The organism is Streptomyces decoyicus (genome assembly GCF_019880305.1).
In the GTDB taxonomy this organism is placed as follows: domain Bacteria; phylum Actinomycetota; class Actinomycetes; order Streptomycetales; family Streptomycetaceae; genus Streptomyces; species Streptomyces decoyicus.
In genome coordinates this window covers 8,619,525-8,632,952 of the sequence record NZ_CP082301.1, presented here as the reverse complement: position 1 = coordinate 8,632,952, position 13,428 = coordinate 8,619,525, and the positions used below count along the sequence as shown (strand labels likewise).

Genomic DNA, 13,428 nt, shown 5'->3' with positions numbered 1-13,428 from the left:
TCCGCGGGAACGCCAACGGAGCGCTTCGCGCACCGCGCCCGGCGAAGCCGGGCCGGCCCCTCCGCTCCGCTCCAGGGCCAACAGCAGTGCAAGCGGGCCGCGTTGCGGCCCGAGGCCGGGCTCCGCCCGGCCCGGCGGCCTCCGCTCCGCTCCAGCCACCCCCGCACGGCCCGCCATCGACAACCACCGGGCCGTGGGGGCGTAGTGGCCCTGCGGGCCAAGCGGGCTACGAAGAGGGGGTGGTGACGGACAGTCGGGACGGGGGCGGGAAGCGCCGGGGGCCGGCCTCAGAGGCAGAGGCACAGATTGAGGGGGTGTCAAGGCTTTGGAGTGGCTTGCGATAAGGCAAGACTGGCGGCTTTCGGCCACGTTAGAGGAATCTTCGAGGTCCGTGTGCTTCATTTTTAAAGCCGAGATAAGCTATGGACTCAGAGCGCACCACCCCGGACCACTCCGAAGGGTTATCGAGATCCATCCCACGGCCTTGCCGGTGCTCCGGTGAGGCGGAGCAACCAGCCGATCGCGTCAGTCCAGCCGAAGCCCTCTCACCTCTCTTACGTGCAGGTTTCCCGTTTTTGCCGCTCGAATCAACCGGACGGTACCCCAGGATAAGGCAGGAGAGTATGTCGAGCACAGACCGCGTTGACCAGCGCGAGGCAGCCCAGCGAGAAGCCGTTGACGCGGTCGTGCGTGCCCTCGAATTGCCTGCAAGATCACTTGTGCCCGAACGAGGGATTCGAACGCAGGTGATCATGGCGACCGGGTCCGGGAAGACTCGGGTGGCGGTCCGCAGTGCGGAGGAGCTCCACGCGGGTCGTGTGCTGGTGCTCGTGCCCTCGCTGGACCTGCTCGCCCAGACCGAGTCCGCGTGGCGCGAGGGGGGCCGCCGGGGGCCGATGATCGGGGTGTCCTCGCTGCGGGGCGAGGAGGTGTCCTTCCCCAACACCACGGACGTGGACGAGCTGGTGGAGTGGACGCGGGGCCTGGACAAAGTCACCGTGTACGCCACGTACGCCAGCCTGGGGCTGGGCATGCTGGAGCGGGCGCACGCTGAGGGTTTGGCGGCTTGGGACCTGATCGTCGTCGACGAAGCCCACAGGGTTTCGGGCCGGATCGGGAAGCCGTGGGCGGTCGTGCACGACAACCAGAAGATCCCGTCCCTGCGCCGGTTGTACATGACGGCCACGCCCCGGCTGTGGCAGCTCGGGGATGAGGACGAGGCCGGCGCACCGGGCGAGCTGGTCGCGAGCATGGAAGACGACCCCGAGGGCCCCTTCGGCAGCAGGGCGTTCACCTTGACGCTCTCGGAGGCCATCGACCGGGGAATTTGTGCCCCCTACCAGGTCGTATGCGTGGACGTCACCGACACCGCGCTCCAGGCCGCGCAGCTCCTGGGCGCCGAAGGCCGCTCGGCAGAGGTACGCGGGGCACGGCTCGCCGCTCTGCAGACCGCCCTGGTCAAGGCATCAGCCGAGGAGGGCTTCCGCCGCACACTGGTGTTCCACCATCAGATCCGGGAAGCCGAGGCGTTCGCGGCTGGCCTTCCCGACGTCGCCGCGCAGCTGCACGCATCCGATCCCGAGCTGTACCCCAGGACGATCTGGACGGATTGGCTGTGCGGGGACCACAAGCCTCTGGACCGGCGTCGTCTGCTGGGCGAGTTCGCGGCCGGGATCGCCACGGACGGCACCGTGGTGGAGAAATGCTTCCTGTGCTCGGTGAAGGTGCTGGGCGAGGGCGTCGACACCAAGAACTGCGACTCCGTCTACTGGGCGGATGTGCGCGGCTCCATGCCCGACCTGGTCCAGGCCGTAGGGCGGGCGCTGCGGATGCAGCCGGGCGAGGGCAAGGTGGCCTCGCTCGTGGTGCCGGTGCTGCTCGGGCCGGGCGAGACGGCGGACAACATGCTGACGTCCCGGGCGTTCGGCGGGTTGGCCAAGCTGTTGGAGGCGCTGCGGGCGCATGACGCGCGGATCGTGGAGAGCCTCGCGGAGCAGCAGGCTCCGAGCCGCTACAAGCCCGTCAGCAAGGACGAGAGCGGGAAGAGCACGGGCGGGAGCGGCGAGGGCTCCGGAGGCGTCAGCGGCCCCGCCAAGGCCCTGCTGAAGTTCTCCACGCCCCGCGACCCGGCCGCCCTCGCGGCGTTCATCAACCTGCGCGTCCTCAACCCTGAGCATGAGCACTGGCGGCGTGGGGTGGAGGCCGCGGTCATCTTCGCCCGTGTGCACGGTGACCTGCGGGTGCCGTTCACGTACCGCGTGCCGGAGGGCGAGGAGGCCGAGGGGGTCGGGTGGCCGGCCTCGCTAGCGAATTTCCCACTGGGGCAGTGGACCGCCGACGCGCGCCGGTTCTACGCCCGCGGCGACATGGACGAGGACCGCATCGAGCAACTGGAGAAACTCGGCATGGTCTGGAGCCACTTCGACGTCGCGTGGGAGGAGGGCCTGAGCGCCGCCCGCGGGTGGGCCACCGAACACGGGCACCTCCTGGCCCCCCTCGACGCCGCCCACCAGGGCTACAAGGTCGGCATCTGGCTGAAGAACGCCCGCGCCGCCGCCCGGCGCGCCCAGGAGCTCGAACAGCGCCAGGCCGAAGGACTCCCCGTCGACTCGTGGACCGGCGCCCTGTCGCCGGACCGGCGCGAGCAGCTGGAGGACATCGACCCGTCCTGGTGCCCAGCCTGGCCGGTGGAGTGGCAGCGGGCCTTCCACCTCACACGGCAGCATCTGGAAGAGATCGGCGGCGAACTGCCCACCGAACCCGGCGTCGTCATGCACCGCGGCCAAGACCTCGGGCGATGGGTCAAGGCGCAACGGCTGGGCTGGCAGAAGCTGACGACAGTGCAGCAGTGGATGTGCGAACAGGTCCTCGGGATCACACCCGCGAGTGAGGACGAGAAGCCGAAGCCGCGCCGCACGCAGGCCGACAAGTGGACCGCCAACCTCGCGGCCGCCCGGCAGTTCTTCGAGCGCGAGGGCCATCTGAAGGTGCCTCGAAAGCATGTCGAGACCGTGCTCTCCGAGGACGGCTGGGAGCTCCAGTTCCGTCTGGGGGCATGGGTCAGCAACCAGCGGAGCCGGGCCGCCACGCTGACCCCGGAGCGGATGGAAGAGCTCTCCGCCATCGGCATGCGATGGGCATGACTCAATTCCTGTGGGGTGCTACAGGACGGCGATGTGGAACGGCTGCGCCGCCTCCGTCCCGTTCTTGCCGGTCAGGACCTGCACGACATGCGGTCCCAGGCTGTGGGCGTAGACCTCACTCCCCCAGTTGGCCGCGCTGTCGGCGGTGACTTGCAGCGCGGCGTGGGTCACGTCGACGGTCTCGGCGATGATCACCTTGTAGGTGCCGGTGCCGACTTTCTCCACGCGGAGGATGTTCTTCGTCTTCTCCACGATCCCGTCGCGGGTCACCATGGCGGCGGCGCGGGCGTAGGGGGCGTACAGCGGGACGGGATCGGCCATGGCATGTCCTCCAGGTTGTTGTCTTGGCGAGGGCCGTTTTTCTCGTACTGTGATCGGCCGGGTGAGGTCAGGGCACGGGCAGGTTGAAGGGCTCGTCGCCCCGGGGGTTGCGATCTTGGTAAGGGGCACAACCGTGTCGGTGAGGGGCCGGCCAATGAGGCTTAGGGCACGATCACAATGAAGGGGCTGTCCACACGGGCAGCGCCCGCGTACGTAGTTACGCCGAAGGTGTGCGGGTCGTCGCTGGTCTCGTGGGGGTTGATATAGATCTGGGCCGGGACGGACGAGTCAACCCGGCCGATCAGGGAGGCCAGCGGCACGGCTTTGTCCAGGTCGATGTCCTTGCTGACCTCCACGGAGTAGCTGCCGTCTGCGATCCGTCGGACTTTGACGACGCCTTGGGCTCGTACGACGGTGCCATCCCCATTGATCACGGCCGCGGCTTGGGCATAGGGAGCGTTGGCCAGCGGGTAGGACGGGGTGCTCACAGCTTGTTCCTCTTTCCTTCGCGGGTGACGGCCGCACCGGGAGGGGAGCAGCGCATCTGGGTGCGGACGAGCGGCCTGTTCACGGCACGACCAGGTGGAAGGGCGCGTTGTTTCCGCCGTTGATGGTTTGGATGAGGACGCGGATCACGCTTTCTGCGCTGAGCACTTCGATGAGCGCGCCGGAACCCCACGGTGCTCCCGGTGAGGGGGTCGCCACGGGGACCGAGCGGTCCAGGCGGACCGTGCTGTCGACCTTGATCCAGTAATTGCCGGAGCCCTTTGGGATCACTTGCTGGATGCCGTGGGCGCGCAGGATGGTGCCGTCGGCTTTGACCACGGCTGCGGCCTGCGCGTACGGGGCGATGGCGGAGGGGTGACTCATGCAAGCTTCCGTTCATTCGACGCGGCTGACTGCCGTGGTCCGGCTGGGCTCTGCGTGGTCTATCGGGTCCTAAAGCGGCGGTAGAGGTTGCGGGCCACGTACACGCCGGGGCCGCCGAAGCCGATGATGTCGGTGCGTCCGTCGCCGGTGATGTCGGCGAGGAAGCGGGGGTGGTGGTCGACTCGCCAGGCGCCGGCGTCGTCGTTGTAGCCGAAGCCGCGGCACACCAGTTGGGCTTGGTCGAACTGCCCGTCGCCGCGGTTGTGCGCCACCCAGACGCCTTCGTCGCCGAAGCCGGTGATGTCCGGGGTGCTGTCGCCGGTGACGTCGGCCAGGAGCCGCAGATGTTTCTTGCCCGTCCACCCCTGGGCGCTTCCGAAGTCGTTCAGGACGAGTTTCGCGGGCTCGAAGGTGCCGTCGCCGCGGCCGCGGGCGACGACGACGCCCTGCGGGCCGAAGCCGACGATGTCCACTGCTCCGTCACGGGTGGTCGGAAGCAGGAACCGGGGGTGCTCCTCGGTCGTGCTCCATCCCTGTTCGACCCCGAAGTCGTCGAGGACGTACAGGGGTTCGACGAAGGTGCCGTCCTCGTCCTGGAGGGAGATCCAGAGTCCGTCGTCGTGGAAGCCGGCGATGTCGGCGCGTCCGTCTCCGGTGGTGTCGACGAGGAAGCGGGGGTGCTTGTCGGCCAGCCAGCCGCCCGCTTCCTCGTTGTGGCCGAACGCCTTGAGAGCAGGTTCGTCGGTGAGTGGTGCGAAGGCGCCGTCCTCGTCCTGGAGCGACAGCCAGAATCCGTCGTCGTGGAAGCCGGCGACGTCGGCGCGTCCGTCTCCGGTGGTGTCGACGAGGAAGCGGGGGTGCTTGTCGGCCAGCCAGCCGCCGGCTTGGACACCGTGTCCGAAGGCGTGGAGGGCCGGCTCGCCGCCCGAGGGCTTGAACGTCCCGTCCTCATCGCGAGCAAAGACGCGGAGGCCGTCGGCAGAGAGAATGACGATGTCGGGATTTCCGCCGGCTGTCGTGTCCGCGAGGGTCCACAGGTCCGCCGGGCTCGCGGAGGGTGCCGCTGAGTGCAGGACGCGTTCGTCGTCGAACGTGCCGTCGCCGTGGCTGGAGGCCGTGACCAGACCCGTCGCGGGTTTGAGGCCGACGATGTCCGCTCCTCCCGCTCCGGTGGTGTCGGCGAGGAACCGTGCGCCGGGCCCGGCCCACCAGGTGGGTCGCCCGTCGGGTGAGCGGTTGGCTCCGTCGCTCTTCCATCCGCCGGCCTCCTGGTCGCTCCCGAATGCCTCAAGGACCAGCAGCATGTCGCTGAAGGCAGGGGCGGCGCCGGGGGCCGGGCGCAGGGCGGGCGAGCGGGTCAGCCGCCAGGACTGGCGGCTGTTCCAGTGGCTCAGTGGTGCCCAGCGCAGCATGGGGTCGCTGGTGCGCTCGGGCTCGGCCGTGACGAACCGCCAGCGCTGGCTCTTAGCGTTCTCGTCGTAGTCGCTCAGGACGACCGCGGTGTCGTCCGGGCCGGGGCCGGTGAGGTCGAGGACGGCGAGGTCGAGGACGGCGCCGTCGGTCGCGGTCTCGATGACGTAGCAGCCGGCTTCGCCCTCGACGGGGATGACATGCCACTGCTGGGCCTTCTCGTTGGCGGCGGCGTTCCACTGGCGGACACCGCGGTCCGCGGCGGCTGGGTTGTCGAACACCTTGCCGCCGGCCGCGTTGCGGATCACGTACGCCTGCTCGTCCTGTGTCTGTCCGCCTTGTGCGGCCTGCACGGGGACGAGTTGCCACTGTTCCGGGCTCGGGCCGCCGTCCGGCAGGTCGCCTAGGACGAGCGCCCCCTCCGCGCCCGGCGCGTCCTTGACGCCGAGGGTCTTCCCCGTGGCGGCGTTGACGATCTGAAGCTTCAGCTCTTGCGTGGGTACGGGCATCGTGCTGCCCCTTCCAGGCGGTGCGGGCGTAGGTCAGGGATGGGGCTGATGCGGCGGTGGCCGCCGGTCACGTGAAGACGTGGTGGTAGGGGACGCTCCACTCGTTGGGCAGCCGCGGGTAGAAGGTGTTGATGACCGTCCCGGTGAAGTCGCCGCCCCAGTTGTAGGTGAGGCGCACCTCGCTGTCGGCGGCCACCGCGTGGTCCTTGAACCCGAGGATGGTGTCGGGGTGGGTGATCGGCACGAACGTGATCCCGCCCCACGGCGTCACCGTGACGATCCAGAGCTGTGTGTCCTCGGGCGCGCCGTTCTTCCCGCGCCACTTGTCGTCGACCTTGTCCGGCAGTCCCACCTGGACGGTGTCGGCCGGGCTCGCGGGGGCGTCTTGGTGCACGGTGACACGCCGGCGCTGCGGCTTCGGGGTGCCGTCGTCACCGCGCCCGGCATCGGTTTGCCCCGCGGCAGCGGGTGCGGGCGGCACTGGCCCGGCGGTGGCAGGGGTGGGCGACACCTGGCCCGCGGCGCTCTCGAGGAAGTACAGGGGGCGCTGCCCGAAGAAGCCTGCGGGGGTGATGTACCAGAGGTGGCCCTTCGCCTCCTTGGTGACCTGGTCCAGTGCGGTGGCCAGCTCGACGCCCTTGTCGTGGACCGAGTCGGTCAGTTCGGCGGGCCGCAGATAGCCGCCGTTGAAGGCGTGGACGAGCATGACGGGCCGGTTCTCGACCAGTGCCGCCACGATCGCGTTGTCGTGGCTGTTGACCGCTACCGGGCCACCGACCACCAGGTTCGACATCGTGGTGCGTTCTTGGGTGTACATCGCGAAATACCTCACCTGTTCTGGATGTGGAGAACAACGCGTCCGGCGCTCAGCGATATCACCGATAAACCGCTGCGATCGATACTTTCTCGAAGTTACCCTGGAACAAGGAGAGTTGAGAGGGCAGGGAGCGTTTATCACTCGATGGAGGGTGATGAACGGTGACATCTTTCGGGGAAAAAAATGCCGTGCTAGCTTCGATCGCCAGAACGCGTGCACATTCCGTTCAAATTTACCGAGCGATATTCGGCCACATTAGTCGAGGATGGGAATGTCTTCCAACGCGTACAACCTGGGACGGACCAAGCGCCAGCCGCTGACGAAGAAGAACCTGAAAGAACTCCACATCGACTGGAAGGCTCTGCTGAACCACCCCAACCTGGTCTACGTCGACGACTCAGGTGTGCCGCACAAACCCATCGGGCTCTCCGTTAACAAGCAGCGTTACGGCACCATGCCCGGTACCGTTACCGCGTTCCAACTGGGCTGGATCGCCTATATGCACCTCGGGGAGCCGCTCATCGAGGAGCGGTGCGACATCAGGCAGCCCCCGCCCGACATGTGCTCCTCGCGTACCTATGTCAACCGCAGTCAGACGTCCAAAATGACCTTCACCGACTCGGTCGACTTCAGCGTGTCGAACGACATCAAGTGGTCGCTCCAAGGAGATGCCAAGCTCACCTTCGGCGGCAGCATCAGCGCACAACTGCAATTGCAGCTGCAGAACCAGCTGCGGATGGACCTCCAGGAGCAGATGCAGGCGCAGTGCCAGAACGAGGTGGCGAACAAGAACGCGAACACCGTGACGAACAAGAACAGCAAAGACAGCGTCGGAGTGGACAACGCGAACGCCACCGAGAACGCGGTGCGGAACGCGGCAACGAACTCCATGGCGAACACGGTGACGGAGTCGGTGGGCTTCACGACCACGGGCAGCGCCACCGGCACCGCTACGCTCAACGCCTCGCTGGCGCTGGGCATCCAAGGCTCCGTGAGCGGTTCGCTGAGCACCAGCTGGGCCTCGAAGTCGCAGATCTCCGGCGAGGTCCCCCCGGGCGGCCGCGTGGAGAGCGTCGTCACCCAGCGACGCTGCCACAAGCACTACTACTACGAGATCCCGGTGACCTTCTCCGGGTTCATCGCGGTGTACTACGCCGTGCCGGTGGCGGTCCTGTGTCCCCCGCAGCCCGGCGACTATCCCGGCCTCGACCAGATGGTCGCCCGCCCCATCAGCGTCCTCGACCTGGCCTGCGGCGGCTTCCACCTGCACGGGCTGGCCGAGGTCGTCTCCGTCCTGGACGTCCACCACACGATGTTCGACTGCCAGAGCCTGACCGACAGCGACCGCTCGCTGCACAAGCACACGTGAGCCGGCACCACGCCGAGCACGACGAGCAGAGGTGACCACCATGGTGTTCAACAGCATCTTCGACTTCGCCGGCAAGAGCGCGGGGTTCTTCTCCGTGACCCACGGCGACCGGACGCAGCCGACCGCGGACCCCGACTTCGACTTCGACTCTGACTTCGAGGAGGACGTCACCGACACCACGTACGACGACAAGAGCACGAGCCTGTCCGCCGATGCGATCCACGGGGCTTCCTCGCGCGCGAAGGTCGTACAGGAGCAATCGCCGGAAGCGCGCCTCATCATGGGCTTCCTCGGCGCCTTCGTCCAAAAGACCCAGGAGGCGGCCGGCCCGACGGGGTACACCCAGGATCTCGGCTCGGTGTCCACGGCAGCGTCCGAAGGCATGGAGCAGTCGAATGCGAAGATGGCGAACAACCCCGACCTGAAGAAGAACGAGGACCTGCAGAACAAGCCGGACAAGGGCAAGTACACCGGCATGCCCAAGACGCCGGCGAAGCCCGCGGCGCCGGAGGCCGGCAAGGCACCCAAGGCGACCGCCGACAAGCCGCCCGGCTCCAAGTGACGCCCTGGTCGTGAAGGGGGCAGGGGCGAGACCGCCTCTGCCCCCTTCGGCATCACGCGGGCAGCAGCTGCCACTGCCGGCCCTGGTGGTCGCCCTCCGCCCCGTCCTGCCTGATCGCCGTGCGGGCATTGGTGTCCGCTCGCAGGTACAGTCCGCTGTTGCGGTTCGCGATCTCGTACACATGCGGAGCGTCCGCCGCCGAGCCCGCCGGGATCAGCCTCCACTGCTGGTGGTGCGCGTCGTCCCCCTCATAGGCGCGTTGCGCGATCACCGCGCCGGGCCACTCCTGCCCGCCGACGACCTCCAACGCCTTGCCGCTGCGCACGTTCTCGATCCGGTACAGGGCTTCGCCGTCGTTCTGGCCGACCACGACCAGCCGCCACCGCTGATGCCCCCGGGGAACGGGGAGGGTCTGATGGATCTCGGCACCGTCCTTGGTGGACTCGCGCGTGACCGCCATCCGCAGCCTGCTGCGGGCGTTGGCCCAGCAGACCACCGTGCCGGACTTGGGCAGCCTCGGTGAGGCGATCTTCCGGATCCGGTTGTTGATGTGGTCGGCGATGTAGAGGGCGTCGACGCCGTTCAGCGCGAGTCCGAACGGGTTGTTCAGCTGGGCCGAGCCGGCCGGGTCGTCATCTCCGCCGAAGTCCGCCTCGCCCGTGCCGGCGACCGTGCTGATCGTCCCGTCGGCCGCGACCTTCCGCACCCGGTGGTTGTACTGGTCGCAGATGTGGACGCAGTCGGCACTGTCCACCGCCACCGCCACGGGGTGGTTCAGCTGGGCCGACTCCGCCGCCCCGCCGTCACCACCGAAGTCCGCCTCGCCCGTGCCGGCGAACGTACTGATCGTCCCGTCCACCGCGACCTTCCGCACCCGGTGGTTCTCGGCGTCGGCGATGTAGACGACGCCTGCACTGTCCACCGCCACTGCGTGCGGGCCGTTCAGCTGAGCCGACTCCGCCGCCCCGCCGTCACCACCGAAGTCCGCCTCGCCCGTGCCGGCGAACGTACTGATCGTCCCGTCCACCGCGACCTTCCGCACCCGGTGGTTGTTGTGGTCGGCAATGTAGACGGCACCGGTGCCGTCCACTGCGACACCGTACGGACGGTCCAGCTCGGCAGCGGTGGCAAGACCGCCGTCGCCACCGGCACCCGCGGCGCCCGTGCCGGCGAACGTGCTGATCTCCCCGTTCGCCGTGACCTTGCGGACCCGGTGGTTGCCGGCATCGGCGATATAGACGGCGTCTGCGCTGTCCACCGCCACCCCACGCGGGTAGTTCAGCCGGGCAGAGACGGCCAGGCCGTCGTCGTCCCCGTAGTCCGCCTCCCCGGTCCCCGCGAACGTACTGATCTTCCCGTCCGCCGTGACCTTGCGGACCCGGTGGTTGCTGTATTCAGAGAAGTACAGAGTGCCGGTGCTGTCTACCGCGACACCGTACGGATGGTTCAACTCAGCCGATACAGCCAAGCCTTCGTCCCCGCTGAAGCCCGCCTCCCCGGTCCCCGCGAACGTGCTGATCGGCGGGTCGGAATCCTCTCCCCCTGTGGCTGCCACATGGGCAGTGCTCATCATCATCCCCTCACCGTTCACCAACCGCCCGCTACAGGCGTATGCAATAGGTCGGCCGTTCCTGGGCAGGTGCCGCACTGCCTGCACCGCTTGGTCGGCCTGGTCTTCTTGTCGGGCAGACGTCTCCTGCGCTCGCACACGAAGCAACCGTCTGCCGCAGGTGCGCTGCTCCCATGCTGGAGGCCGACAGATCGCCGCCCGAGCCTGCGGCGTGCAAACCCATCCATCCAGTGGTCCGGAAGCACTGCCCACCATGTCCAGCGCATGTCGACACGACCGACGCACAGCGTGCGCCTTCTGCCCCGGCGTACGCACCAAGATGCGGGCATCAACAGCAGTCTGTACGTGCTCACCTGCCTGTCGGCATCTACTCTGCGCAGCCGGCATTGCAGGGCCTGACCGTGGCCTCGGCGACGCCGGAGCTACCACCGCATCGGGCTCCGAGCGAAGACCACCCTCACAGATACGTTCGGGCGACCCACGGCCCACTCGGTCAGAACGACGCCTTCGGCGTCATCGACGGCGAGCCGCCAGCGCAGCTTCGTCGCCACCCAGTCCACCAGGCACAGCATGGGTGACGGCGGCGCTGTCGCCGGGTGGGCGGAAGCGGACCCGGAGCTGGCGTTCATCCTGCTGCGGTTGCCGAGGGCATCGTCTGGCCCGTCACGGCCGTCGACGGGGAGGCCGACCCGTGTACGGACTCCTTCGCGCTGGACGAGGCCGGGTGCGTGCTGCTGTCCGCGCTGCGGGACTGGGCGCGGGGCTCCCCCACCACGGCGATGGACCTGGCGCGGTGGCGCGGGCCGGTGGGGCGTTTCCCCTTGACACGGGCCGTGGTCAAGGGGAAATGCGGCGGTCGTGCACCGGGTGGCTGCACGGCATCGTCCCGTCGGTGTCGCGCACTCCCGCACGATGGTGTCCACTCCCAGGCGGTGGACTCCACCCGGTGGAGTGGATTCCGTGCATCGCCGGTACGCACCACGACATCGGGTGCCCGGCATCGGGTGCACTCAGTGGCTGGCCCCCCGGCCGCGGGGCGGTCCGGGCTCCTGCGGGCGGTGCGTCTGCTGGTCGTCCTCGCGCACTGGATGCACGCCGTCGGCGTCGTCCCGGTGCGCGTAGCGTCCATGGCGAGCCGAGAACGAGATCACCGGCCTGCACGCCGTCCCCTGCGACACCGAGACCGAAGTCGGCGTGACGAAGGGCTTCCCGCTCGGGCAGTGGGTCCACCAGCAGCGCAAGGCCCTGCGGGCCGGCGAGCTGGAGCCGCGGCGCAAGACCCTGCTGGACGCGCCGGAAGCCGGGATGGTGTGGGAGCCGGGCGAGGAAGCCTGGGAGACCAAGCTCGCCGCGCTGCGGTCCTATCAGCGGGCCACCGGACACCTCGCTCCACGTCAGGACGCGGTGTGGGGTGAGGGCGAGGCGATGGCGCCCATCGGGCAGCACATGGCCAACCTTCGCCGGAAGGGCGGCCTCGGCAAGGACACGGAGCGGGCCACCGTACGCGCGGAGCAGCTGGCCGCGATCGATGAGGACTGGAACTGCCCCTGGCCACTGGACTGGCAACGCCACCACCGCGTCCTGGCGGACCTGGTCGACGCCGACGGAGTGCTGCCGGCCATCCCGCCCGGAGTGCTCTTCGACGGCGACGACCTCGGAGTGTGGCTCCAGCGGCAGAAGGATCCGGCCACCTGGGCGCGGCTGTCCACCGAGCAGCAGCAGCGGCTGACCGCGCTGGGCGTGCAAGCCGCCCAGGCCCCGTCTCCCGCCCGGCAACGAAGCGCGCGGCACGGGCCCCGGTAAAGCCCAGCAGGCGTTCCATCGGGGCCTGGCGGCCCTTACACAGTGGGTGGAGCGGGAAGGCGATCGGCCGGTGCCCCGCGGGCACAGCGAAGAGATCACCATTGACGGCGAGGGCGGCGGCGAGGCGGAACCGGCGGTCGTAAAGCTCGGCGTATGGGTATCCAACACCAAGAGCAGACGCAGCAAACTCACCCCCGACCAGCGCCAGCAGCTGGCCGAGCTGGGCATCGAATGGGCATGAAGGCGCCGTCGCGATGCGGGTTCCCTCGTTGGCGCTCTTGCCGGCTCACGTAGCCGACGCCGGGCGGTGCTGTCTCGAAAAGTGCCGGAACTGGCGGGCAAGGCCGGGCGGTGTGGGAGACCAGACGCTACGGGCCGCAGGAAGCTGGCCCTGTCGGCTAGCTGCATGGAGGCCGGACGTGGGAGAGACGCGCAGGGTGGATGCTGCGGTATGTACGAGGAGCGGGCCTTGGGGGAGATCAATGACGGGCTGGAGCGGCTCTGCGTACCCGGCCCCTGCCGGGCAGCGTCACTGCCCGTCTGGGCTTCCTGCTCAGGGCGGAGAAGGGCTCCACAAAGAGGCTGGCGGGGGTTCTGGGGGTTTCGCAGCGGACTGTGCAGCGGTGGGTCACGTCCGGTCCGGGGCGGCGCACGCCGGGCGCGGCTCAGATGCGCGTGATCGAGGAGGTCGTCCGGGCGCGGTGGCAGCCCCGGATACGTGAGCGGTTGCGTGTGCGGGCCGAAGCACGCGGTTTCTCTGTGCACACCCGGGCCCGGTTTGGATTCGCCTCCGTGGCAGGTTCCTCCGATGGCCCCCGCCGGCGGCTGATCACCCAGCATCTGTCCGGCGCGGTCGCGCGGGAGCTGTTCGCCGCCCGGGACGCCGACGCCGGTGAGGCGCAGCAGATGGTCATCTTGGCCCGTGCGCTGGGGCATGCCTACTTCCGCGACGGAGGCGGGCGCGCCCACGGGCTGCAGGTGGCCTTCTCGGACGTCGAGTTCGCCGACTTCGCCATCGACTGACCCGGCCCCGCACGCGTGCCCGGGGCGGAAC

General features: G+C 68.8%; 12 protein-coding genes. 6 read left to right on the top strand and 6 right to left on the bottom strand.

What is annotated here, in order from left to right; genetic code table 11:
* The first annotated feature begins 623 nt into the window (after positions 1-623).
* The gene (locus K7C20_RS37885; RefSeq protein WP_078952995.1) at positions 624-3,143 is read left to right on the top strand and encodes a DEAD/DEAH box helicase; all 2,520 of its coding nucleotides are present in this window, start codon (positions 624-626) and stop codon (positions 3,141-3,143) included.
* Between the two features lie 18 nt (positions 3,144-3,161).
* On the opposite strand, the gene K7C20_RS37880 is transcribed toward K7C20_RS37885, so the two are convergent.
* From K7C20_RS37880 to K7C20_RS37860, 5 genes are all read right to left on the bottom strand, one after another.
* On the bottom strand, positions 3,162-3,464 hold the full coding sequence (locus K7C20_RS37880) for a hypothetical protein (RefSeq protein ID WP_030084011.1): 303 nt from the start codon (positions 3,462-3,464) through the stop codon (positions 3,162-3,164).
* Positions 3,465-3,625: 161 nt separating this feature from the next.
* Positions 3,626-3,952 (bottom strand): hypothetical protein, encoded by a 327-nt coding sequence (locus K7C20_RS37875; RefSeq protein WP_030084008.1) that lies wholly within the window; start codon positions 3,950-3,952, stop codon positions 3,626-3,628.
* 79 nt (positions 3,953-4,031) lie between these two features.
* Complete coding sequence (locus K7C20_RS37870) at positions 4,032-4,334, bottom strand: hypothetical protein (RefSeq protein ID WP_030084006.1); 303 nt, start codon at positions 4,332-4,334, stop codon at positions 4,032-4,034.
* 59 nt (positions 4,335-4,393) lie between these two features.
* On the bottom strand, positions 4,394-6,253 hold the full coding sequence (locus K7C20_RS37865) for an RICIN domain-containing protein (protein WP_030084005.1): 1,860 nt from the start codon (positions 6,251-6,253) through the stop codon (positions 4,394-4,396).
* A 67-nt stretch (positions 6,254-6,320) separates the two neighbouring features.
* Complete coding sequence (locus tag K7C20_RS37860) at positions 6,321-7,070, bottom strand: hypothetical protein (protein WP_030084003.1); 750 nt, start codon at positions 7,068-7,070, stop codon at positions 6,321-6,323.
* Positions 7,071-7,341: 271 nt separating this feature from the next.
* On the opposite strand from K7C20_RS37860, the gene K7C20_RS37855 reads away from it, so the two are divergent.
* Entirely contained in the window at positions 7,342-8,439 is a 1,098-nt protein-coding gene (locus K7C20_RS37855) for a hypothetical protein (RefSeq protein WP_030084002.1), read from the top strand.
* A 40-nt stretch (positions 8,440-8,479) separates the two neighbouring features.
* Positions 8,480-9,001, top strand: coding sequence for a hypothetical protein (locus K7C20_RS37850; protein WP_030084000.1), 522 nt, complete (start codon positions 8,480-8,482; stop codon positions 8,999-9,001).
* A gap of 52 nt (positions 9,002-9,053) precedes the next feature.
* Here K7C20_RS37850 and K7C20_RS37845 read toward each other — a convergent pair whose 3' ends face one another.
* On the bottom strand, positions 9,054-10,571 hold the full coding sequence (locus tag K7C20_RS37845) for an NHL domain-containing protein (protein ID WP_222892730.1): 1,518 nt from the start codon (positions 10,569-10,571) through the stop codon (positions 9,054-9,056).
* A 1,194-nt stretch (positions 10,572-11,765) separates the two neighbouring features.
* On the opposite strand from K7C20_RS37845, the gene K7C20_RS37840 reads away from it, so the two are divergent.
* The 3 genes from K7C20_RS37840 to tpg all read left to right on the top strand — a co-directional run bounded on the left by K7C20_RS37840 (position 11,766) and on the right by tpg (position 13,397).
* Positions 11,766-12,374 carry a helicase associated domain-containing protein gene (locus K7C20_RS37840; protein ID WP_030083996.1) on the top strand — a complete coding sequence of 203 codons (609 nt, stop codon included), beginning with the start codon at positions 11,766-11,768 and terminating at the stop codon, positions 12,372-12,374.
* A gap of 46 nt (positions 12,375-12,420) precedes the next feature.
* Positions 12,421-12,615: a helicase associated domain-containing protein gene (locus tag K7C20_RS39645; RefSeq protein WP_409351340.1), complete on the top strand. Its 195-nt coding sequence runs from the start codon at positions 12,421-12,423 to the stop codon at positions 12,613-12,615.
* Between the two features lie 260 nt (positions 12,616-12,875).
* Positions 12,876-13,397, top strand: a complete 522-nt coding sequence (gene tpg / locus K7C20_RS39640; RefSeq protein ID WP_409351357.1) for a telomere-protecting terminal protein Tpg — start codon at positions 12,876-12,878, stop codon at positions 13,395-13,397.
* Positions 13,398-13,428 lie beyond the last annotated feature (31 nt).